Origin of the sequence: Paenibacillus sp. FSL H3-0457, from assembly GCF_037981725.1 — a bacterium.
Taxonomy (GTDB): Bacteria; Bacillota; Bacilli; order Paenibacillales; family Paenibacillaceae; genus Paenibacillus; species Paenibacillus amylolyticus.
The window spans coordinates 139,433-160,820 of record NZ_CP150283.1 but is presented as its reverse complement, the minus strand read 5'-3'; the positions used below and the strand labels follow the sequence as shown (position 1 = coordinate 160,820).

17 protein-coding genes, 10 tRNA genes and 3 rRNA genes are annotated in these 21,388 nt (G+C 49.0%); all 30 read right to left on the bottom strand.

From position 1 onward, the window contains the following. Positions 1 to 4: 4 nt before the first annotated feature. Positions 5 to 829 (bottom strand): histidinol-phosphatase HisJ, encoded by an 825-nt coding sequence (gene hisJ, locus MHH25_RS00805; protein ID WP_340018868.1) that lies wholly within the window; start codon positions 827 to 829, stop codon positions 5 to 7. A 12-nt stretch (positions 830 to 841) separates the two neighbouring features. Beyond that, positions 842 to 1,567 carry a bifunctional phosphoribosyl-AMP cyclohydrolase/phosphoribosyl-ATP diphosphatase HisIE gene (hisIE, locus tag MHH25_RS00800; RefSeq protein WP_076216873.1) on the bottom strand — a complete coding sequence of 242 codons (726 nt, stop codon included), beginning with the start codon at positions 1,565 to 1,567 and terminating at the stop codon, positions 842 to 844. Between the two features lies 1 nt (position 1,568). After that, positions 1,569 to 2,330, bottom strand: a complete 762-nt coding sequence (hisF, locus tag MHH25_RS00795) for an imidazole glycerol phosphate synthase subunit HisF (protein WP_017691268.1) — start codon at positions 2,328 to 2,330, stop codon at positions 1,569 to 1,571. 30 nt (positions 2,331 to 2,360) lie between these two features. After that, the gene (gene hisA / locus MHH25_RS00790) at positions 2,361 to 3,095 is read right to left on the bottom strand and encodes a 1-(5-phosphoribosyl)-5-[(5-phosphoribosylamino)methylideneamino]imidazole-4-carboxamide isomerase (protein ID WP_340018867.1); all 735 of its coding nucleotides are present in this window, start codon (positions 3,093 to 3,095) and stop codon (positions 2,361 to 2,363) included. 62 nt (positions 3,096 to 3,157) lie between these two features. Beyond that, entirely contained in the window at positions 3,158 to 3,784 is a 627-nt protein-coding gene (gene hisH / locus MHH25_RS00785) for an imidazole glycerol phosphate synthase subunit HisH (RefSeq protein WP_076216872.1), read from the bottom strand. 3 nt (positions 3,785 to 3,787) lie between these two features. Next, positions 3,788 to 4,417, bottom strand: a complete 630-nt coding sequence (gene hisB / locus MHH25_RS00780; RefSeq protein ID WP_036674766.1) for an imidazoleglycerol-phosphate dehydratase HisB — start codon at positions 4,415 to 4,417, stop codon at positions 3,788 to 3,790. After that, positions 4,410 to 5,714 carry a histidinol dehydrogenase gene (hisD, locus tag MHH25_RS00775; protein ID WP_340018866.1) on the bottom strand — a complete coding sequence of 435 codons (1,305 nt, stop codon included), beginning with the start codon at positions 5,712 to 5,714 and terminating at the stop codon, positions 4,410 to 4,412. Before hisD ends, hisB begins: the two co-directional genes overlap by 8 nt. 133 nt (positions 5,715 to 5,847) lie before the next feature. After that, entirely contained in the window at positions 5,848 to 6,507 is a 660-nt protein-coding gene (hisG, locus tag MHH25_RS00770) for an ATP phosphoribosyltransferase (RefSeq protein ID WP_036674770.1), read from the bottom strand. 1 nt (position 6,508) lies between these two features. Further along, complete coding sequence (locus MHH25_RS00765) at positions 6,509 to 7,708, bottom strand: ATP phosphoribosyltransferase regulatory subunit (protein WP_340018865.1); 1,200 nt, start codon at positions 7,706 to 7,708, stop codon at positions 6,509 to 6,511. Between the two features lie 403 nt (positions 7,709 to 8,111). Further along, positions 8,112 to 8,654 (bottom strand): DapH/DapD/GlmU-related protein, encoded by a 543-nt coding sequence (locus MHH25_RS00760; RefSeq protein ID WP_036616162.1) that lies wholly within the window; start codon positions 8,652 to 8,654, stop codon positions 8,112 to 8,114. Continuing rightward, the gene (gene ppaX / locus MHH25_RS00755; protein WP_100526425.1) at positions 8,651 to 9,307 is read right to left on the bottom strand and encodes a pyrophosphatase PpaX; all 657 of its coding nucleotides are present in this window, start codon (positions 9,305 to 9,307) and stop codon (positions 8,651 to 8,653) included. Before ppaX ends, MHH25_RS00760 begins: the two co-directional genes overlap by 4 nt. A gap of 6 nt (positions 9,308 to 9,313) precedes the next feature. Then, positions 9,314 to 10,339: a prolipoprotein diacylglyceryl transferase gene (lgt, locus tag MHH25_RS00750; protein WP_100526424.1), complete on the bottom strand. Its 1,026-nt coding sequence runs from the start codon at positions 10,337 to 10,339 to the stop codon at positions 9,314 to 9,316. Positions 10,340 to 10,460: 121 nt separating this feature from the next. After that, positions 10,461 to 11,399, bottom strand: a complete 939-nt coding sequence (hprK, locus tag MHH25_RS00745) for an HPr(Ser) kinase/phosphatase (protein ID WP_017691278.1) — start codon at positions 11,397 to 11,399, stop codon at positions 10,461 to 10,463. Positions 11,400 to 11,817: 418 nt separating this feature from the next. Beyond that, positions 11,818 to 12,945 (bottom strand): sn-glycerol-3-phosphate ABC transporter ATP-binding protein UgpC, encoded by a 1,128-nt coding sequence (gene ugpC / locus MHH25_RS00740; RefSeq protein WP_017691279.1) that lies wholly within the window; start codon positions 12,943 to 12,945, stop codon positions 11,818 to 11,820. A 103-nt stretch (positions 12,946 to 13,048) separates the two neighbouring features. Further along, entirely contained in the window at positions 13,049 to 14,242 is a 1,194-nt protein-coding gene (locus MHH25_RS00735) for a helix-turn-helix domain-containing protein (protein WP_340018864.1), read from the bottom strand. 144 nt (positions 14,243 to 14,386) lie between these two features. Further along, positions 14,387 to 14,459: transfer RNA gene (locus MHH25_RS00730), tRNA-Lys, on the bottom strand. 7 nt (positions 14,460 to 14,466) lie between these two features. Then, a tRNA-Tyr gene (locus tag MHH25_RS00725) sits at positions 14,467 to 14,552 on the bottom strand. A gap of 12 nt (positions 14,553 to 14,564) precedes the next feature. Continuing rightward, positions 14,565 to 14,637, bottom strand: a tRNA-Phe gene (locus MHH25_RS00720). Positions 14,638 to 14,658: 21 nt separating this feature from the next. Further along, positions 14,659 to 14,736 (bottom strand) — tRNA-Asp (locus MHH25_RS00715). A 9-nt stretch (positions 14,737 to 14,745) separates the two neighbouring features. Then, positions 14,746 to 14,821: transfer RNA gene (locus MHH25_RS00710), tRNA-Thr, on the bottom strand. 5 nt (positions 14,822 to 14,826) lie between these two features. Next, positions 14,827 to 14,902 (bottom strand) — tRNA-Val (locus MHH25_RS00705). Between the two features lie 9 nt (positions 14,903 to 14,911). Further along, positions 14,912 to 14,988: transfer RNA gene (locus tag MHH25_RS00700), tRNA-Met, on the bottom strand. A gap of 43 nt (positions 14,989 to 15,031) precedes the next feature. Beyond that, positions 15,032 to 15,123, bottom strand: a tRNA-Ser gene (locus tag MHH25_RS00695). 81 nt (positions 15,124 to 15,204) lie between these two features. Continuing rightward, a 23S ribosomal RNA gene (locus tag MHH25_RS00690) occupies positions 15,205 to 18,130 on the bottom strand. Positions 18,131 to 18,334: 204 nt separating this feature from the next. Further along, positions 18,335 to 18,410 (bottom strand) — tRNA-Ala (locus tag MHH25_RS00685). 22 nt (positions 18,411 to 18,432) lie between these two features. Then, positions 18,433 to 18,509 (bottom strand) — tRNA-Ile (locus tag MHH25_RS00680). A gap of 36 nt (positions 18,510 to 18,545) precedes the next feature. Further along, positions 18,546 to 18,662, bottom strand: a 5S ribosomal RNA gene (gene rrf, locus MHH25_RS00675). Between the two features lie 157 nt (positions 18,663 to 18,819). After that, positions 18,820 to 20,372 (bottom strand): 16S ribosomal RNA (locus tag MHH25_RS00670). The 16S, 23S and 5S rRNA genes sit together here with 10 tRNA genes alongside, the layout of an rRNA operon. Before the next feature lie 348 nt (positions 20,373 to 20,720). Beyond that, positions 20,721 to 20,990 carry a pro-sigmaK processing inhibitor BofA family protein gene (locus MHH25_RS00665; protein ID WP_036607241.1) on the bottom strand — a complete coding sequence of 90 codons (270 nt, stop codon included), beginning with the start codon at positions 20,988 to 20,990 and terminating at the stop codon, positions 20,721 to 20,723. Between the two features lie 34 nt (positions 20,991 to 21,024). Then, positions 21,025 to 21,300, bottom strand: a complete 276-nt coding sequence (locus MHH25_RS00660; protein WP_036607244.1) for a DUF2508 family protein — start codon at positions 21,298 to 21,300, stop codon at positions 21,025 to 21,027. Positions 21,301 to 21,388 lie beyond the last annotated feature (88 nt).

Genomic DNA, 21,388 nt, shown 5'->3' with positions numbered 1-21,388 from the left:
TGGCTTATACATTTAAAGGAATGAACGAGCGATGACGGCCTTCAAAAACAGCGACTTCCGTACAGCCCAACTCATGTAAAAGTGCTTCAGCTTCACGCAAATAATCGCCCAGCTTCATTGGGTCATGTGCATCAGAGCCCATGGTTAATGGAATACCCATTCGAATGGCTTCCGTCAACATTCTGCGACTAGGGAACATCTCGGCACAAGGCTTCGATAACCCGGAAGCATTCAGCTCCATGGCGCAGCCACTTTTGGCAATAGCCTGCAACGCTGCGTTCTCCAGTGAGATACGTTCTTCTGTCTGCTCTGTTGAAGGAACAAAGCCAAACCGTTTAATGACATCCGTATGGCCCATAATATCGTACATCCCCGTGGCGGCTGCCTTGCTTACGGCATCGTAGTACTGACGATATACTTCAAGGATGTCTTTGCCCTCCCAGTGATGGGTCTGGCGGAAATCCGTAATGTCCCATTCCCCAAGAAAATGCACAGAGCCAATCACATAATCCCATGGATAACGCTCAATGATTGCACGGATCTCTGTTTCCCAGCCTTCAATATAGTCACCTTCCAGACCAACACGTACGTCAATCTGACCACGGTAACGTTCTTTCAGGGAGAAACACTCCTCTACATAACGCGGCAGTTCATCCATAGGCATCGCCATTTCCGGATAATATTGAGCCGGATCGACATGCAACAATGGCATGTGATCGGACAATCCAATCTGGGATAGTCCGATCTCCACACCACGCTGCACGTACTCTTCCAGTTTGCCCACGGCATGTCCACACCGCTCATGGTGTGTATGATAGTCTATACGCACGTAGCTCGCCTCCTAATCGCGGCGAGGCCGTTCATGACGGCGGCTCAGCTCTGACATAATGTCGTCCAGCGGTAGCTTGCGCTCTTGTAACAGGACGAGCAGGTGATACATCAGGTCACTGACTTCCAGACGAAGCTCGTCATTATCTTTATTTTTGGCGGCGATGATTGTCTCGGACGCTTCTTCACCGATTTTTTTCAGTATTTTGTCTACACCTTTATCAAACAGATACGTTGTATATGCACCCTCAGGACGCTCACGTTCACGCTCTGCAATAACGGATTCCAGTTCAGCCAATACCTCAAAGCGACTTTCGGAACCGGAACTTGCAGAAGCAGATGCCGCACCCGCTTCATCCGAAGCCTTGTCAGCCGATTTCTCTGGCAAACCAATGATTTCATTATGGAAACAAGTTACCGCCCCTGTATGGCAAGCCGGACCGTTCGGTTTCACCTCAACCAACAAGGTATCGCCGTCACAATCATATTTTAGGGAAGTAATCGTCTGCACGTTGCCAGATGTTGCCCCTTTATGCCACAACTCCTGACGCGAGCGTGACCAGAACCAGGTCTCACCGGATTCCAGCGACAACTTCAGGGATTCGCGATTCATATAAGCCATCATTAAAACTTCACGAGTATCCACATCCTGCACAATGGCAGGAACCAAACCGTCACTCCAACGAATGTGTTCCACAACCTGTTCCAAGGACAACTGTTCCTTGATTTCATCGCTCACTTTAGTCACGGATCTCCACCCCTTGTTCTCTCAAATGTTGTTTTAACGCCGGTACGGCGATTTCTTTGTAATGGAAAATCGTTGCGGCCAGCCCTGCGTCCGCTTTGCCTGTGGTAAATACATCATAGAAATGAGATTCCTTGCCCGCACCGCCCGATGCGATGACTGGAATACGCACAGATTCGGATACCGCTGCCGTCAGCTTCAGATCAAAGCCGTCTTTTGTTCCGTCCGCGTCCATACTTGTGAGAAGAATCTCCCCCGCGCCCAAGCTCTCAGCCTGTTTAACCCATTCCAGCGCCTTGATCCCGGATGGTTTCCGTCCACCATGGGTATAGACTTCCCATTCGCCCCAAGCTTCGTTATACTTGGCATCGATCGCTACCACGATACACTGCGAGCCAAAGCGACGTGCACCATCTGCAATCAACTGCGGATTAAGTACCGCGGCTGTATTCACTGCAATTTTATCCGCTCCTGCACGGAGAATCCGCTTCATGTCCTCTACCTTGGAGATGCCACCACCTACCGTAAAGGGAATAGCGATCTCGCCTGCTGTCTGCCGCACGACTTCTTCCATCGTTTCGCGACCTTCCACTGAAGCGGAGATATCGAGAAAGACCAATTCGTCCGCGCCCTCGCGGTCATATAGCGCCGCCAGCTCTACCGGATCACCCGCATCGCGGAGATTAACGAAGTTGACGCCTTTGACGACCCGGCCGTCCTTCACGTCCAGACAGGGGATGATTCTTTTTGCCAGCATGCTACCTCTTCCTCTCTACCCGAATATCCTTTACTTGTTTACCGCACGTACTGCTTCAGACAGATCGATACTCCCAGTATACAGCGCTTTACCCACGATCGCTCCACCAACACCATCATCTGCATGACAACTCAGACGAAGCAGATCATCCATCACACTTACACCACCGGAAGCAATAACCGTCCGTCCGCTCGCCTTGGCAAGAGATACAATCGCTTCTACGTTAGGACCCTGCATCATGCCATCACGGGATATATCCGTAAAGATAAACGTTTCTGCGCCATATGCCGCCAGTTCCTTCGCGAGCACCTCTGCCTGTACTTCCGATGTTTCAAGCCATCCGCGGGTTGCCACGTAACCATTACGAGCGTCGATGCCAATTGCCACTTTGTCGCCGTAACGTCCCAGTACTTCCTCTGTAAAAGCACGATCCTCAATCGCTGCTGTTCCAATGATCAGCCGGCTAACACCCAGACCCAGCAAACGTTCTACATCCGCTACCGTACGAAGTCCGCCGCCCACCTGAACAGGTACGTTCACAGCCGACGCAATCCGCCCGATCAGCTCATCGTTAACAGGATGACCCGCTTTCGCACCATCCAGATCCACCAGATGGACAAATGTACCGCCTTGTTTCTCCCAGGATAGAGCCACTTGAACCGGGTCATCGTTATACACGGTCTCCTGATTATAATCTCCCTGCACCAGTCTTACACATTTGCCGTCCCGGATATCAATCGCCGGATATAGGATAAAAGATGACATACAAGGCCTCCTGAATATGAATTAGATTTGTACGCTTTCTATAGTTAAGAAGAGATGATGTTTTACCTTTGTACAGGTGCTCCTGTCAGAGCCAAAAAGTTGCCGAGCAGCTTTATACCAAGCTCTCCACTTTTCTCCGGGTGGAATTGCATGCCGAAGTTGGATCCTCTGCCTACAATGGCTGTCACTGGATGTCCGTAATCCGTTACCGCCAGCAGATCGTCCCTGTTTTCAGTAAGCGCATGATAGGAATGGACAAAATAGACGTGACCTGCCTCAAGCCCCGTAAATAGAGGATTTTCCGCGTGCAGGAATTCCAAACGGTTCCATCCCATATGAGGAACTTTCAGCTCTCCTGGTGCGAATCGCACCACTTTACCTGGCAAAATATCCAGTCCCTCATGCTCCCCATGCTCTTCACTTGAGCTGAATAACAATTGCATGCCCAGACAGATACCGAGCAGTGGCTTGGACCCGGCAGCGGCTTCCTTCACCACCGTATCCAGTCCACTCTCCCGCAGATGAACCATCGCATCACCAAAAGCACCTACGCCTGGCAGAATGACACCATCTGCGCCAAGAATCTCTTCCCGGTCACCCGTGACCAGCGCTTCGTAGCCAAGACGTTCGACCGCTTTGCCGACGCTGTGCAGGTTACCCATACCGTAATCGACAATTGCAATCGCCATCGTCTACAGCACTCCCTTCGTGGAAGGCACACCCGTTACACGTGGATCAATCATCGTTGCTTCATCCAGTGCACGTCCCAGCGCCTTAAAGATCGCTTCAATCATGTGGTGGGTGTTCTGACCATAGTGCACAATGACATGTAACGTAATTCGAGCTTCGAGCGCCAATTTCCACAGGAATTCATGTACCAGCTCCGTGGAGAAACTGCCTACCTGTTGGGAAGGGTATTCTGCACGGTATTCAAAGTGAGGTCGGTTGCTCACATCAATAATGACCTGAGCGAGTGCCTCGTCCATTGGTACAAAAACACTGGCGTAACGCTTAATACCGCGTTTGTCACCCAACGCTTCTCGCAACGTCTGTCCCAGACAGATTCCGATGTCTTCAACCGTGTGATGATCGTCGATATCAATATCTCCGCGAGCCTGCACGTTCAGGTCGAATTGTCCGTGCTTGGTGAACAGATCCAGCATATGGTTCAGGAAAGGTACATCCGTTTCAATCGTGGATTGTCCTGTTCCATCTACATTAAAGGCCAATTGGATATTGGTCTCGTTTGTTTTGCGGTCAACCTCTGCTTGGCGCACTGCACCTTTGTTTTCAAGTTCCACACCATTATTTTGCTTATCCATTGTCCGATTCCGCCTTTCCTTCCTGTTCTAACCGTACAGCAATTGCACGGGCATGCCCTTCAAGACCCTCATGGCGGGCCAACTCTATAATAGCCGCTCCGTTCTGCAGCAGCGCTTCTTTACTATAATAGATCAGACTCGATTTCTTGATAAAATCATCCACATCCACCGGTGAACTGAATCGCGCGGTTCCATTGGTTGGAATAATATGATTCGGTCCGGCAAAGTAATCCCCTACCGGCTCCGAGCTGTATGGGCCGAGGAAGATCGCACCGGCATTTTCGATCCGGCCAGCGTAAGCCATCGGCTCCTGCACCATGATCTCCAGATGCTCCGGTGCGAGCCGGTTCACCACGTCAATTCCCTCATCGATGGAATCGACTACAATAATAGCGCCATACTGCTCCACGGAAGCAGCAGCGATATCACGCCGCGGCAGCACTTCAAGCTGCCGCTGCACTTCGCCCTGCACGGCTTCCGCCAGCGTGGCCGAATTCGTGACGAGAATGGCCGATGCCATCTCGTCATGTTCCGCCTGCGACAACAGGTCGGCGGCGACGTACACCGGATTCGCCGTATCATCGGCGAGCACCACAATCTCACTCGGCCCGGCGATACTGTCGATATCGACCGCCCCGTACACCTCGCGCTTCGCGAGCGCCACGTAAATATTGCCCGGTCCACAGATCTTGTCGACCGGTGCAATACTCTCCGTGCCGTAAGCCAGGGCGGCGATGGCTTGAGCGCCGCCAACCCGGTACATCTCGCTCACGCCTGCTTCCGCAGCAGCAACGAGGATGTACGGGTTAATACCTTCGCCACCGTTCGTTGACGGCGGCGTCACGAGAACAATCTCCGGCACGCCTGCCACCTGTGCCGGAATCACATTCATCAGCACAGACGATGGATACGCTGCTTTGCCGCCAGGTACATAGACGCCGACCCGCTTCAGCGGTCGGATGACCTGGCCCAGCAGGCTGCCGTCCGGCTGCCAATCCATCCACGAGTTGCGTTTCTGTTTCTCATGAAACGCACGAATGTTGGCGGCGGCTTGCCGAATCGCCGTCACAAAGGATGGCTCCACGGCTGCATAAGCCGCCTGTAGCTCTTCCTGCGGCACGCGCAATTCCGCGGCCGTCAGCTTTGTGCGGTCCAGCTGCTCCGTGTAACGCAGCAGTGCCGTATCACCCTCACGGCGAATGTCGCTGACAATACGCCGTACCGTTTCATTTTGCTCCGGCGTGCCATACTCCACTTCCCGCTTCAGATCAAACTCCCGTGCAGGTACAATTTTCATACGTACAACCTCCTCATCCTCTGTAATGCCTGCCTTTTTGTGGCCGATTCGTTTCCTTTTTGTGTCTCTTACTCTTGCTTTTGCTTCTGCTTCTGCTTTACATGTTTCTCATCTATATTTCTGACGCAGTAGTTTATCCCCGAAAGCTTCCCGCCGAAATCTCATTCGATGCTGGAATGACCTGCTGAAGTGCATCACATAAAGCCTGGATTCGTGCATTTTTCATCCGATAACTTACCCGATTGGCGATAAGACGGCTGGTGATGTCCAGAATGCCTGTCATCTCCACCAATCCGTTCTCGCGCAGTGTCTGACCTGTCTCCACCAGATCGACAATCCGGTCTGCCAGACCAATCAGGGGCGCTAGCTCAATGGAACCATTCAGCTTGATCACCTCGACCTGCTGCCCCTGCTCCCGAAAATACTGTGAAGCAATCCTTGGATACTTCGTTGCAACACGTTGCTGGATGCCTGGCTTCCAGTCTGGAAGTCCGATCACAGACATACGGCACTGAGCGATTCCCAGATTCAACAGTTCGTACACATCCCGATCTTCCTCTAGCAGCACGTCTTTACCAACAATTCCGATATCGGCAACACCGTACTCCACGTACGTTGGAACATCTACTGGCTTCGCCATAATGAATTCCATTCCCGCTTCCGGTACTTCGATGACCAATCTGCGTGTATCGTCCACGTCTTCTGGAATATCCAGCCCCGCTTCACGAAACAATTTGGAGGCTTTTTTGTAGATTCGGCCCTTCGGCATGGCCACCTTCAGAATATCCGACATCTCAGCGTCCTCCTTCTTCAGATCCGTAAGTAATAACCTGCTCAGCCTGAGCGGTTCTTGCTTCAACCGATACGGCACTTGCCCCAACCCCATCTTCAGGAAGAAGGAGTGTCACTACATTTTGTCCCATACTGCGTAATCTTGCCGCTTCTGTTAGTGCCTCAGCCCGACGTTTCGGGGTATATTGGATAAGTATCGGTTTTTTCTCTTCAATCGTAATGCCATGAACACCATCAATAATACGGTTCGTTTTCAGTGCAAATCCTGTAGCTGGCAATGAACGACCAAACTGTTGTAACAGATTATCATACCGTCCGCCGCTACATACCGGAGATCCCAGTTCGGCTGCATACCCTTCAAAGGTCATGCCCGTATAATAGGAGAAATCACCGATCATCGTCAGATCAATCAGCACATGCTCGGATACACCGTACGCCTCCAACACTTCGAATACGGCACACAGATGTGCAATCGACTGTGCTGCTTCAGCACTTGAACTTAGCTCTACCGCATGTGTGCATACTTCCTTACCACCACGCAGACGCAGGATCGCTTCAAGCTGTTCTTTCAACTTAGGCTCCAGATTCAATGCTTCAATTGACTGGCGATAGCCGACATAATCACGTCCGAGCAACCCTTCCTTCAATTGCTCCTGCTCAGCGGTCTGGCCTGGAATCACTTCCTCCAGTAATCCGTTCAGGAATCCCATATGACCCATTGCTATTTTAAAAGAAGACACGCCCGCTGCCTGCAAAGAGGCGATCGCAAGCGCAACGACTTCTGCATCCGCCTCAGGTGAGTCGTCTCCAACCAACTCCACGCCCGTCTGGAAAAATTCAGCTTCACGCCCAGCTTCCTCTTCAATAGAACGGAATACGTTCGCATGATAGGACAGACGCAGCGGCAACTGCTCATCTTTGAGCATGGATGAAACGACGCGTGCAATAGGAGCCGTTAGATCCGATCTGAGTACCAGTGTGGTTCCCCTGCTGTTTAGCAATTTAAATAATTTACGATCTGATGTAGAGCTTGCCACACCTACCGTATCGTAATATTCAATCGTTGGTGTGATAATCTGACGGTAACCCCAGCGTTCCATACATTCCAGTACATTGCGTTCAATCGTCCGCAGCTTGGATACTACATGTGGTGTATAGTCGCGGAATCCGGTCGGTTTTTCAAAACCTTTTGGTTTGGACATTGGTAATATTCACCCCGAGTCAGTAATTTAAGAGTTGCACTCGTTCTATTTCAACAGGATTTATGTAGTGTAAATCCCCATTCTATCTTATAAACCTGAATCACAGTATTATCGCATAAGCCTTCAACTATTGGTTTATTCCAATCCTTATCATGCTTCATTTCTCCAAGAATACTTTCACATGGTAAAGTGCTAACAAACTAAAGGATATGGGATATGATAACATGAAATCCGCACTACCGTCAACAATACCAAAGCTTGATTGCCCTTGGATCGACATATCGTTTTATATACACAACGTAACGCTCGCCAATCGGTATTTATATACGAAAAAAGCTGCCGTCAGCAGCTTTTTACTTCGAATCATCTTCATTGATTCATCTTCATTCATTACTTTATTGACTCAATGCACACTACCCTGAGAAGAATCATCCGTGTTAAAGACAGTTTCTTCCGTAGAAGCTGCCGCGCGGGATAAATCACGCAGTGGATTACCTCCAACAAAAGCTCCTGGTGCAACATCCTTATGTACGACTGCTCCAGCAGCCACAACGGCTCCATCTCCTATGGTTACCCCGGGAAGTATCGTTGTGTTAGCACCAATTAGTACATTTTCCCCGATAATCACCTCACCGAGCCTGTACTCCTTAATGAGATACTCATGAGCGAGAATCGTTGTGTTGTAACCGATGACCGAGTTTTCGCCAACCGTTATTTTCTCCGGAAAAAACACATCCACCATCACCATCAGGCCAAAGGCTGTGTGTTTTCCCACCTTCATACCGAGCATTCGGCGGTAAATCCAGTTCTTCACCGATAGGATTGGACAATAACGTGACAACTGGATCCAGATAAAATTACGAACGCCCTTCCACGGACTCACTGTCTTGTAGATATGCCAAAGTGCATTCTGGTCCTCTACCGGATAGCGGGTTACTTTTCTCATGAACGTCCCGTTTCAATACGGATGAGTTTCAACAAGTCTCTCATGTCATGCAACATATAGTCGGGTCCATATCCGTTCAGGATTGTTTCTCCTTTAAGAGACCATGCAACCCCCGCCGAGAGTGCGCCCGCATTCTGTGCCGATTGGATATCCACTGGACTGTCACCCACCATTAACGTTTTGGCAGGATCTGCACCCAGTTCCGTCATCGCTTTCAGTACAGGTTCAGCGTGCGGCTTCGGATTCGTCACATCGGTCACTGTTACAATCGTCTTCATATACTTCAATAGGTCAAAACGCTCCAACACCTTTAATGTAGATGGACGAATCTTGGTTGTGACCACACCCATCACAATGCCTGCCTGATGCAGCGCCTCTACTACCTCAATAACATGTGGAAATGGTCTAACCATCGCTTCATGATGGATATCATTATAAGCACGGTAACCTTTCACGTACTCGGAGACTTCCTCCTGGCCAGAGAAAGTGCGCATTTGCTGCTCCAGTGTGCCACCCATATGTGGAATGATCTGTTCCCGTGTCCATGGAGCTGAATGCTCCCATCCCCCCATGACATGCTGGAATGAGCTGATAATCAACTCATTGGTATCAATAATCGTTCCATCCAGATCAAACAATACCGTGTCAATCATGTTGCATTACTCCTTTTTATCATCAACTTGCTTGGATTCATCTTTGGCTGGAGGTGTTACCTTATTCTCTTTGCCAGCAACTGTTCCCGTATGCTCCATATCATCTGAGGTAACTTTGGACGATACAATCGGATCACTATAACGAACATCTGCTTTACCTGTCACTCTTCTCACCACAATGAATACAACAGCAACAATAATGATGCCAATCGCGAGCAGTTGCGAGATTCTTACGTTACCGTAAGCAGGATCAAGATATCCTTGTTCAAAGCCCATTGCAGTCATTGGAGACCACAACCCGTTCACTAGTGAAGCAACCCACTGCGGAGCCTGGAAGCCCAGACTGTCCGTACGCAAAGCTTCAATAAAGAAGCGACCGATAGAGTACCAGATGAAATAAGACATGAACAGTTCGCCTGAACGCAGAAACTTCTGACGACGCAGAACCAGCAGCAAGACCAGACCAACGAGACTCCACATCGATTCATACAAAAACGCAGGGTGGTGGAATACGCCTTCTACGTTCATTTGATTCACAATAAAGTCCGGCAGATGAAGCTTGTCTGTCAAAAATGATTCTTCCACAGGACCGCCGTAGGCTTCCTGATTCACAAAGTTCCCCCAGCGTCCGATCAACTGTCCAACGAGCAGTCCAGGCGCACAGATATCGGCCATACGCCAGAAGTTATATCCTTTACGACGGAAGAAAATAACTGCACAGATAATAGCACCAATAAGTGCACCATAGATGGCTATACCGCCATTCCATATTTTAAAGACATCCCAGAAATTATCCTTATAATCTTCCCATTTAAATGCTACGTAGTAGATGCGGGCACCAATGATGGCAGAAGGCACACCCAGCAGGACCATGTCCATGAACACTTCCTGTGGAATATTGTATCGTTTGCCCTCCCGGATCACGAGCAGGAGTCCTATAAGTGCCGCAGCACCAAGAATAAGCCCGTACCAGTGAACCTTTAACGCTCCAATAGAGAACGCAATCGGGTTCAACAGTAATAATGTATCCATTCATTCACACTCCTATTTATTCAATCAATCGCACGCATGACGAATGGTTGGCATACACTGCGCCTTAAGAGAAGCAGTACATGTCAACCATTTATCTTCATTTCCTTGTATAAAATGTTTCTTAATCCATGTCTTCCATATCTTCCGAGATGGTTGCTGTCAGCTTGTTCGTGAATTGCAGCGCAGCATTCAGACCCATCTGTTTCAGGCGATAGTTCATACCTGCCACTTCAATAATAACCGCCAAGTTCCGTCCCGGACGAACAGGGATTGTAACAAGAGGTACATCCGTATCAATGATACGTGTAGTCTCTTCATCCAGACCCAGACGATCATATTGTTTATCCTGCTGCCATGCTTCCAGACGTACAACCAAAGTAATCCGTTTGTTATTCCGAACCGCACCAGCCCCGAATAATGTCATGACGTTGATAATACCGACACCTCGAATCTCGAGCAAGTGGCGGATCAATTCAGGTGCAGTACCGTGCAGCTGAAAATCTGACGTTTGGCGGATCTCTACCGCATCATCGGCAATCAGTCGGTGTCCACGTTTCACCAGTTCAAGCGCTGTTTCACTCTTACCAATACCGCTGCTACCTGTGATCAGCATACCTACGCCATAGACATCACAAAGTACACCGTGAATGGTTGCTGTTGGTGCCAATTTCTTTTCCAGGAATCCCGTGATCCGGCTGGATAGAATCGTAGTAGCCATGTTGCTACGAAGTACAGCCAGATTCTGCTCTTCACTGATATCAATCAGCTCTTGCGGAACTTCCAGTCCACGCGTGACAACGATACAAGGCGTCTCTTCCGTACAAAGACGTTGCATACGATCGCGCCGCTCTTGCTCAGGTAACATTGCAAAGAAAGCTAACTCCGTTCTTCCAAGCAGCTGTACCCGTTCTTGTGGATGGTATTCAAAATAACCGGCCATTTCCAGACCAGGACGGTTCAGGTCATCTACCGTAATGACTCTTTTCAATCCGTGAGATCCAGAAACAACCTCCAACTGAAATTGCTGCACCAGTTCAGATACTTTCACTTTTTTCGCCATTTGTCTCTTCCTTTCAGCATTAGCTGTCCCTCTATGTACATCAGATCGTGTATCAGTTATTTTCATTATTAGCGCATTCACAACATGGGGTACAGAATGCATACCCTTCCAACAGTCGATTCTCTCAAATAAATGAAGACAGACCTTCAAATAATCTTAAATGAATTCCGGGATGAATGCAATCGCAGCCTCCGACAACCATTAGTAAGAAAAGTCTTCTGATCGAAGCACCTTCTAGGATACTACATTCGTAGTTTAAGGGGTGTTTTTCTTACGATTATTAATCCTTCAACTCTGCCGAAACTTATAAATTCATTAATCTTAAAAAAGCCCCTTCCAGCAATAACGGAAGGGGCTCTCATTACAATGTATAATTGCGTTAACTGTCAGGTTCCATCGTCACCGAGGAATCCCAGTATTATTTGTCTTGAAGAAGTACGTTCACTTCAGTCTCTTTGTCAAAGATATGAACTTTGTTCATGTCGATGGCCATTTTAACTGTGGAACCATCACGAGTGTTAGAACGTCCGTCTACACGTGCGATCGTTGTATCATTACCAACACCGCTCAAATAGAGGAGCATTTCGTGACCCAGGTTCTCTGTAACATCTACGTGTGTAGAGAATACAGAGTTCGGGGATGCTTCCAGGAATACTGGCTCTTCGTGAATGTCTTCTGGACGAACACCCAGAATCACTTCTTTACCAATGTATCCTCTAGATTTCAACACTTGTGCTTTACCTTGCGGGATTTCAACATCCACACCAGGAGCTATGAAATGCATGCTAGTACCTTGCTCAGCGAGTTTACCCGAGATAAAGTTCATTGTCGGGGAACCGATGAAACCAGCTACGAACAGGTTAGCCGGCAGGTTATACAACTCTTCCGGAGAAGCTGCTTGTTGGATGATACCATCCTTCATAACAACGATCCGATCACCCATCGTCATAGCTTCGATCTGGTCATGCGTTACGTAGATAACAGTTGTTTCCAAACGTTTCGCAAGTTTAGTGATCTCAGCACGCATTTGACCACGCAGTTTGGCATCCAAGTTGGAGAGAGGCTCATCCATCAAGAACACTTGTGGATCACGGACAATCGCACGTCCCAAAGCTACACGTTGACGTTGACCACCGGACAATGCCTTAGGTTTACGCTCAAGCAAATGTTCGATATCCAGGATTTTAGCTGCTTCACGTACACGTTTGTCGATCTCATCTTTTTTAACCTTACGCAATTTCAAACCAAACGCCATGTTTTGATATACGCTCATATGTGGATACAAGGCATAGGATTGGAATACCATCGCGATATCGCGGTCTTTAGGTGCAACATCATTAACGACACGGTCACCGATATAGAGTTTACCTTCAGAAATTTCCTCAAGGCCTGCGATCATACGAAGTGTTGTTGATTTACCACAACCGGACGGACCTACCAGTACCAGAAATTCTTTATCTTTAATGTCCAGGTTAATGTCAACTACAGTTGCTTTATCAGAACCCGGGTATTTTTTGAAAATATGCTCTAAACGTACTCCAGCCATGAATGTTGCCTCCTCAGAGATCATTTTGTAATCGAATACAATTTGTATTTTTATAATACCCTATCTACGTGAGGTTTGACTATTCGCAAACTGCACAAAAATATCAATGCTTTTTCGTCACTTTGTACATTAGTAGTAAAAACTGCACTAGAACGGCACTTTCGAAGTGCCTCACATCATAGCCAATCTCCTGTTTGATCTTGTCCAGGCGGTATACCAACGTATTACGATGAATGAAAAGTCGTTTCGCTGTCTCGCTGACATTACAGTCCAGGCTAAAAAAAGTCTCCAGCGTAGCAAGTGTCTCACTGTCATTGAAGATTACCGTGTCTTTACCAGTTTCCTTTATAAAACGTATACGTTGATCATCTGGAATGCTCGCTACCAACCTCTCCAGGTGAAGATCCCATGGGAGATGAATATGCTGCGTAACATGGAATGCTCTCCCTAAGTGAACACTCTCTCTAAGAAGAGTTGTGACCGATACAAGTTGTTGCGCAGGAATGCATGGCAGAGATGCAGACAGATGGAACACCCCAGCCCACTCACTGGCAACCAATTCATGCAACCCCAGACAAAAAGCGTTCAGTGAATCCTTTTTGGCCTCCGTTGTATCTTCCTCGGCTTCTTCTGTAACAATTTCTTTATCACCCATAAAAATCCACTCTTGCTCCCCCAAAGGAATCAAGACAATTTCCTCGCCAAAGTAACTCTCAAGCAACTTGTTGAGTTCCTTGGACCGTAAACGATGTGCATCCGGTGTATCGCCTTGCAGCAAGAAGAGAATCTTCTCAGCATTTAATCCTGCGGGCACCACAAAGCGATCAGGAACCGCTTCAGATTCCTGCTTGGTTGGTTCTTCGATCTGCTCTTTAAGCCAGAGACCCAATTCAGTCAAATACTGCTCCCTATCATTCTCATATACAACAGGTTGTACCTCATCGGGTAGAGCCGTGTTAGTGCGGATCAAAAGCTCAATCAATTGTCGTGTTTCTACGGTAATTGATTTTGCAGGGCATCCCCAACACACGACAGTCTCTTCTTGCTCATTCATCCGAACCTTAAAAAATATACGCTTTCCCGTATTCAAACTGATTACATCGGATGAAATTGGAGGTGCAGATTGATCAGATAACTCCTGACACTCACCTTCATCACCAAAGGTCTCTAAATTTTCATGATTACCAACTAGATTGGCAACAGATTGCATCCATTCTTCTATTGTAATTTCATATTCGTCCAAATTTGTGCCTATAATGACTTCAATTTGCTGTTTTAAATCAGGTATGAGCTTCATATAATGAACGTCACCACTCTGCATGTTTTCTATTAGTTTATCATATCTTGCCCAGCATTAATAAATATCCATATTGAGCTAAAATTACATAACAAAAAAAGAGCAGCTAATCAAATTAATGATTAATCACTCTTTTCTTAAAGATGAGTCATGAAGGGCTCGAACCTTCGACACCCTGATTAAAAGTCAGGTGCTCTACCAACTGAGCTAATGACTCATAAAACTGGTGGAGGATGATGGATTCGAACCACCGAACCCGTACGGGAGCAGATTTACAGTCTGATGCGTTTGGCCACTTCGCTAATCCTCCAGGGATTAAAGGTGGCTCGGGACGGAATCGAACCGCCGACACGAGGATTTTCAGTCCTCTGCTCTACCGACTGAGCTACCGAGCCATATTTAATTTTTAGGATTAATGGCGGAACCGACGGGATTCGAACCCGCGATCTCCTGCGTGACAGGCAGGCATGTTAGGCCAACTACACCACGGTTCCAGGCATTAATGGTGCCGGCGAGAGGACTTGAACCCCCAACCTACTGATTACAAGTCAGTTGCTCTACCAGTTGAGCTACACCGGCGTATATGGTGGAGGCTGAGGGGATCGAACCCCCGACCCTCTGCTTGTAAGGCAGATGCTCTCCCAGCTGAGCTAAGCCTCCTGGGTAATATGGTAGCGGCGGAGGGGATCGAACCCCCGACCTTACGGGTATGAACCGTACGCTCTAGCCAGCTGAGCTACACCGCCATATTAATTGTGTCTTGATTGCTTGTCCATCTTTAGGTAAAGATGGCGGAGAGAGAGGGATTCGAACCCTCGCACCGCTTACGCAGTCTAACCCCTTAGCAGAGGGTCCCCTTATAGCCACTTGGGTATCTCTCCAAATAACAATCATCAACATCATTCAAGGATTGCTCCCTGAAAACTAGATTCGAAACGAAACATGCGAATTACAACTTGCTATTGGATAAGCCCTCGACCGATTAGTACTGGTCAGCTCCATGCATTGCTGCACTTCCACCCCCAGCCTATCTACCTCGTCGTCTTCAAGGGGTCTTACATACTGGGAAATCTCATCTTGAGGGGGGCTTCACGCTTAGATGCTTTCAGCGTTTATCCCGTCCGTACATAGCTACCCAGCGGTGCTCCTGGCGGAACAACTGGTACACCAGCGGTACGTCCATCCCGGTCCTCTCGTACTAAGGACAGCTCCTCTCAAATTTCCTACGCCCACGACAGATAGGGACCGAACTGTCTCACGACGTTCTGAACCCAGCTCGCGTACCGCTTTAATGGGCGAACAGCCCAACCCTTGGGACCTACTTCAGCCCCAGGATGCGATGAGCCGACATCGAGGTGCCAAACCTCCCCGTCGATGTGGACTCTTGGGGGAGATAAGCCTGTTATCCCCAGGGTAGCTTTTATCCGTTGAGCGATGGCCCTTCCATGCGGTACCACCGGATCACTAAGCCCGACTTTCGTCCCTGCTCGACTTGTAGGTCTCGCAGTCAAGCTCCCTTATGCCTTTGCACTCTTCGAATGATTTCCAACCATTCTGAGGGAACCTTTGGGCGCCTCCGTTACTCTTTAGGAGGCGACCGCCCCAGTCAAACTGCCCACCTGACACTGTCCCCGCACCGGATTACGGTACCAGGTTAGAACCTAGATACGATCAGGGTGGTATCCCAACGTTGCCTCCACGCAAGCTGGCGCTCACGTTTCAAAGGCTCCCACCTATCCTGTACAGATCGTACCCAAATTCAATATCAAGCTGCAGTAAAGCTCCATGGGGTCTTTCCGTCTTGTCGCGGGTAACCTGCATCTTCACAGGTATTAAAATTTCACCGGATCTCTCGTTGAGACAGCGCCCAAGTCGTTACGCCATTCGTGCGGGTCAGAATTTACCTGACAAGGAATTTCGCTACCTTAGGACCGTTATAGTTACGGCCGCCGTTTACTGGGGCTTCGGTTCACAGCTTCGGATTGCTCCTAACCACTCCCCTTAACCTTCCAGCACCGGGCAGGCGTCAGCCCGTATACTTCGCCTTACGGCTTCGCACAGACCTGTGTTTTTGCTAAACAGTCGCTTGGGCCTTTTCACTGCGGCCCCCTCGTGCTATTCACACTACCGGGGCACCCCTTCTCCCGAAGTTACGGGGTCATTTTGCCGAGTTCCTTAACGAGAGTTCTTCCGCGCGCCTTAGAATACTCTTCTCGCCTACCTGTGTCGGTTTGCGGTACGGGCACCATCACCTGGCTAGAGGCTTTTCTTGGCAGTGTGAGATCATGACCTTCGCTACTATAATTTTCGCTCCCCATCACAGCTCAGCCTTACAATGTGCGGATTTGCCTACACATCAGCCTTACTGCTTAGACGGACATCCATCAGTCCGCGTCACTACCCTACTGCGTCCCCCCATTGCTCATAACGGCTTACGGTGGTACAGGAATTTCGACCTGTTGTCCTTCGACTACGCCTTTCGGCCTCGCCTTAGGTCCCGACTTACCCTGAGCGGACGAGCCTTCCTCAGGAACCCTTAGGCTTTCGGCGGATCAGATTCTCACTGATCTTTTCGTTACTCATACCGGCATTCTCACTTGTATAATGTCCAGCGCTCCTTACGGTACACCTTCAACCCTTATACAACGCTCCCCTACCCCTGATGCAAAGCATCAAGCCATAGCTTCGGTGGTGTGTTTAGCCCCGTTACATTTTCGGCGCAGAGTCACTCGACCAGTGAGCTATTACGCACTCTTTCAATGGTGGCTGCTTCTAAGCCAACATCCTGGTTGTCTGTGCAACTCCACATCCTTTCCCACTTAACACACACTTGGGGACCTTAGCTGATGGTCTGGGCTGTTTCCCTTTTGACAATGGATCTTAGCACTCACTGTCTGACTCCCGGAAGTAAGTCTATGGCATTCGGAGTTTGACTGAGCTTGGTAACCCTTGCGGGCCCCGCACCCAATCAGTGCTCTACCTCCACGACTCTGTTTTCCGAGGCTAGCCCTAAAGCTATTTCGGGGAGAACCAGCTATCTCCGAGTTCGATTGGAATTTCTCCGCTACCCCCACCTCATCCCCGCATTTTTCAACATGCGTGGGTTCGGGCCTCCAGTGCGTGTTACCGCACCTTCACCCTGGACAGGGGTAGATCACCCGGTTTCGGGTCTACGTCCACGTACTCAGTCGCCCTATTCAGACTCGCTTTCGCTGCGGCTCCGGCTCTTCACCTTAACCTTGCACGGGAACGTAACTCGCCGGTTCATTCTACAAAAGGCACGCCATCACCCCTAAAACGGGCTCTGACTTTTTGTAAGCACACGGTTTCAGGTTCTATTTCACTCCCCTTCCGGGGTGCTTTTCACCTTTCCCTCACGGTACTGCTTCACTATCGGTCGCTAGGAAGTATTTAGCCTTGGCAGATGGTCCTGCCGGATTCATACGGGGTTTCACGTGCCCCGCACTACTCGGGATCCGTCTCGGAGGGAACAGACTTTCAACTACAGGGCTTTTACCTTCTTTGGCGGGCCTTTCCAGACCTCTTCGCTTAACCGGTTCCTTTGTAACTCCATGTGAGACGTCCCACAACCCCAAAGAGCAAGCTCTCTGGTTTGGGCTTCTCCGCGTTCGCTCGCCGCTACTGACGGAATCACTATTGTTTTCTCTTCCTCAGGGTACTTAGATGTTTCAGTTCCCCTGGTATGCCTCACACTAACCTATGTATTCAGTTAGGTGTAACTGGAAATTACCCCAGCTGGGTTTCCCCATTCGGACACCCCCGGATCAAAGCTTGCTTACAGCTCCCCGAGGCAGTTTCGTTGTTCGCCACGTCCTTCATCGGCTCCTAGCGCCTAGGCATCCTCCGTGTGCTCTTAGTAGCTTAACCTCGTGCTCCGGTTTCGACTGCTCGCTTCCCTTGTTTTGCTTACGCAAAGCCAAAAGTCGCTCCCATTCGATACCATCGTACGTGCAATCTACCTTATAAAAACACTTCACTTGTTTACACAAGATCAGCTTAAAGGAATGTTCTAATTCGCGTTTGTTTCGTTTCGATATCTAGTTTTCAAAGAACAAACTTGTAAAACATTTTTGGTGGAGCCAAGCGGGATCGAACCGCTGACCTCCTGCTTGCAAGGCAGGCGCTCTCCCAGCTGAGCTATGGCCCCATGTAAAATTAAAAGATACAAATGGTGGGCCCTGGTGGACTCGAACCACCGGCCTCACCCTTATCAGAGGTGCGCTCTAACCAACTGAGCTAAGGGCCCACATTATATATACTATTTGAACCCAAAATGGGTTACGCTTGGCGACGTTCTACTCTCCCAGGACCCTGCGGTCCAAGTACCATTGACGCTGAAGGGCTTAACGGTCGTGTTCGGGATGGGAACGTGTGGAACCCCTTCGCTATCGCCACCAAACGTTTGAGAGTTTGAGCTCTCAAAACTGAGCAACGAGTGAGTTGCTTGTGCTCTTCATTTCATCCACACCGAAGTAATGGACCGAAATGAATTGCTGTCGCAGGTTCTAAGAACCTGCTTATTTGAATGTTTCCACTCGGGAAACGATTCTCCATAGAAAGGAGGTGATCCAGCCGCACCTTCCGATACGGCTACCTTGTTACGACTTCACCCCAATCATCTATCCCACCTTCGGCGGCTGGCTCCTTGCGGTTACCCCACCGACTTCGGGTGTTATAAACTCTCGTGGTGTGACGGGCGGTGTGTACAAGACCCGGGAACGTATTCACCGCGGCATGCTGATCCGCGATTACTAGCAATTCCGACTTCATGCAGGCGAGTTGCAGCCTGCAATCCGAACTGAGACCGGCTTTGTTGGGATTGGCTCCATCTCGCGATTTCGCAGCCCGTTGTACCGGCCATTGTAGTACGTGTGTAGCCCAGGTCATAAGGGGCATGATGATTTGACGTCATCCCCACCTTCCTCCGGTTTGTCACCGGCAGTCTATCTAGAGTGCCCACCCGAAGTGCTGGCAACTAAATATAAGGGTTGCGCTCGTTGCGGGACTTAACCCAACATCTCACGACACGAGCTGACGACAACCATGCACCACCTGTCTCCTCTGTCCCGAAGGAAAGATACATCTCTGCATCGATCAGAGGGATGTCAAGACCTGGTAAGGTTCTTCGCGTTGCTTCGAATTAAACCACATACTCCACTGCTTGTGCGGGTCCCCGTCAATTCCTTTGAGTTTCAGTCTTGCGACCGTACTCCCCAGGCGGAGTGCTTAATGTGTTAACTTCGGCACCAAGGGTATCGAAACCCCTAACACCTAGCACTCATCGTTTACGGCGTGGACTACCAGGGTATCTAATCCTGTTTGCTCCCCACGCTTTCGCGCCTCAGCGTCAGTTACAGCCCAGAGAGTCGCCTTCGCCACTGGTGTTCCTCCACATATCTACGCATTTCACCGCTACACGTGGAATTCCACTCTCCTCTTCTGCACTCAAGTCACCCAGTTTCCAGTGCGATCCGGGGTTGAGCCCCGGGATTAAACACCAGACTTAAATGACCGCCTGCGCGCGCTTTACGCCCAATAATTCCGGACAACGCTTGCCCCCTACGTATTACCGCGGCTGCTGGCACGTAGTTAGCCGGGGCTTTCTTCTCAGGTACCGTCACCTTGAGAGCAGTTACTCTCCCAAGCGTTCTTCCCTGGCAACAGAGCTTTACGATCCGAAAACCTTCATCACTCACGCGGCATTGCTCCGTCAGGCTTTCGCCCATTGCGGAAGATTCCCTACTGCTGCCTCCCGTAGGAGTCTGGGCCGTGTCTCAGTCCCAGTGTGGCCGATCACCCTCTCAGGTCGGCTACGCATCGTCGCCTTGGTGAGCCGTTACCTCACCAACTAGCTAATGCGCCGCAGGCCCATCCCCAAGTGACAGATTGCTCCGTCTTTCCAGTTCTCTTCAGGCGAAGAAAACAATTATTCGGTATTAGCTACCGTTTCCGGTAGTTGTCCCAAACTTGAGGGCAGGTTGCCTACGTGTTACTCACCCGTCCGCCGCTAAGTATCAAGGAAGCAAGCTTCCTATCAACTCCGCTCGACTTGCATGTATTAGGCATGCCGCCAGCGTTCGTCCTGAGCCAGGATCAAACTCTCCAATAAAGTATTGAAAAGAGCGATAAGCTCATTTTGAATCTGACGAGATTAAAAATCTCATTTGTGCTCCAGTCGATCCAAGCCAAGGCTTGTTTCAAACTTTCGCGTTCATTCTGCAAGCAGAATGTTTACTCACTCGTTGTTCAGTTTTCAAAGATCAAACTCGTTTTTTCGTCACCATTTTCTCTCAGCGGCGACTTTTATAATATATCATACTTCGTTTGTTTTGGTCAAGTGTTTTTTTGAAATTATTTTTCGAAGTTCGCAATGAACTCCTTCATTTCATCTAAAGCATCTAACCAAGCAAGCAAAGCAACGAGATATAATGTACCATATAAATATCCTGCGAGTCAACTATCCGAACAAAGAAATTTTCAACCCTAATAATAGCCCCACACCTGGCAATCCCAAAACAGTTACCGTCCCTATCGTTGCAGGGTTCAGCGGGATGTAGGTCCCTGTAATCCAGCCGGAATAATTCACGATATATATCCCTACTGCAGCCAGCACCAGATGAATTCCAAATGACGTGAAAAACGATAACCCTATCCGCTTTCTGAATAAAATAACGATAAGCCCCAGTAACGATATAACCAATACACTTCCCAGTATAATACTCTTCATATGTTTCACCTCCGTGTTTAATGTAAACGTGACTCTACATACTAACCCCTCGCTGTGATGTAACATCATCATTAGCTCTGGCTCGCTTTGCTCTTCTCAAGTGGATCTGGTACTTCCGCTCAGCTGCCTCCAATACATAAATAGCATAATCAATCTCATCCTGTCCCTGTGCATCTTCAAACTGTCTCATAGCCCGTTCCCATTCCTGCTTAGCCATCTGAATATCTGCATAGATCTGATCCGCCTCAAGTTCCTTCAACATTCTGTTGTGTTTCTCTACCGAGTTCCGTGTGTTTCGCCACAAAAACATAATCTCTCCCCCTCCTGATCAGCACAGCATATTCTCATACTTATCAGGGAAAGGACAAACTTAGAACTCGGACATTCATTTTTTCCAT

Excerpts from the sequence above, each read along its gene's own strand:
- MHH25_RS00660 (WP_036607244.1), bottom strand. The coding sequence starts at position 21,300 with ATGTTTTTGTGGCGAAACACACGGAACTCGGTAGAGAAACACAACAGA.
- ugpC (WP_017691279.1), bottom strand. The coding sequence starts at position 12,945 with ATGGCTGGAGTACGTTTAGAGCATATTTTCAAAAAATACCCGGGTTCT.
- ppaX (WP_100526425.1), bottom strand. The coding sequence starts at position 9,307 with ATGATTGACACGGTATTGTTTGATCTGGATGGAACGATTATTGATACC.
- hisD (WP_340018866.1), bottom strand. The coding sequence starts at position 5,714 with ATGAAAATTGTACCTGCACGGGAGTTTGATCTGAAGCGGGAAGTGGAG.
- hisH (WP_076216872.1), bottom strand. The coding sequence starts at position 3,784 with ATGGCGATTGCAATTGTCGATTACGGTATGGGTAACCTGCACAGCGTC.
- MHH25_RS00665 (WP_036607241.1), bottom strand. The coding sequence starts at position 20,990 with ATGAAGAGTATTATACTGGGAAGTGTATTGGTTATATCGTTACTGGGG.
- MHH25_RS00765 (WP_340018865.1), bottom strand. The coding sequence starts at position 7,708 with ATGTCCAAACCAAAAGGTTTTGAAAAACCGACCGGATTCCGCGACTAT.
- hprK (WP_017691278.1), bottom strand. The coding sequence starts at position 11,399 with ATGGCGAAAAAAGTGAAAGTATCTGAACTGGTGCAGCAATTTCAGTTG.
- hisA (WP_340018867.1), bottom strand. The coding sequence starts at position 3,095 with ATGTCATCTTTTATCCTATATCCGGCGATTGATATCCGGGACGGCAAA.
- hisF (WP_017691268.1), bottom strand. The coding sequence starts at position 2,330 with ATGCTGGCAAAAAGAATCATCCCCTGTCTGGACGTGAAGGACGGCCGG.
- hisB (WP_036674766.1), bottom strand. The coding sequence starts at position 4,417 with ATGGATAAGCAAAATAATGGTGTGGAACTTGAAAACAAAGGTGCAGTG.
- MHH25_RS00735 (WP_340018864.1), bottom strand. The coding sequence starts at position 14,242 with ATGAAGCTCATACCTGATTTAAAACAGCAAATTGAAGTCATTATAGGC.
- MHH25_RS00760 (WP_036616162.1), bottom strand. The coding sequence starts at position 8,654 with ATGAGAAAAGTAACCCGCTATCCGGTAGAGGACCAGAATGCACTTTGG.
- hisG (WP_036674770.1), bottom strand. The coding sequence starts at position 6,507 with ATGTCGGATATTCTGAAGGTGGCCATGCCGAAGGGCCGAATCTACAAA.
- lgt (WP_100526424.1), bottom strand. The coding sequence starts at position 10,339 with ATGGATACATTATTACTGTTGAACCCGATTGCGTTCTCTATTGGAGCG.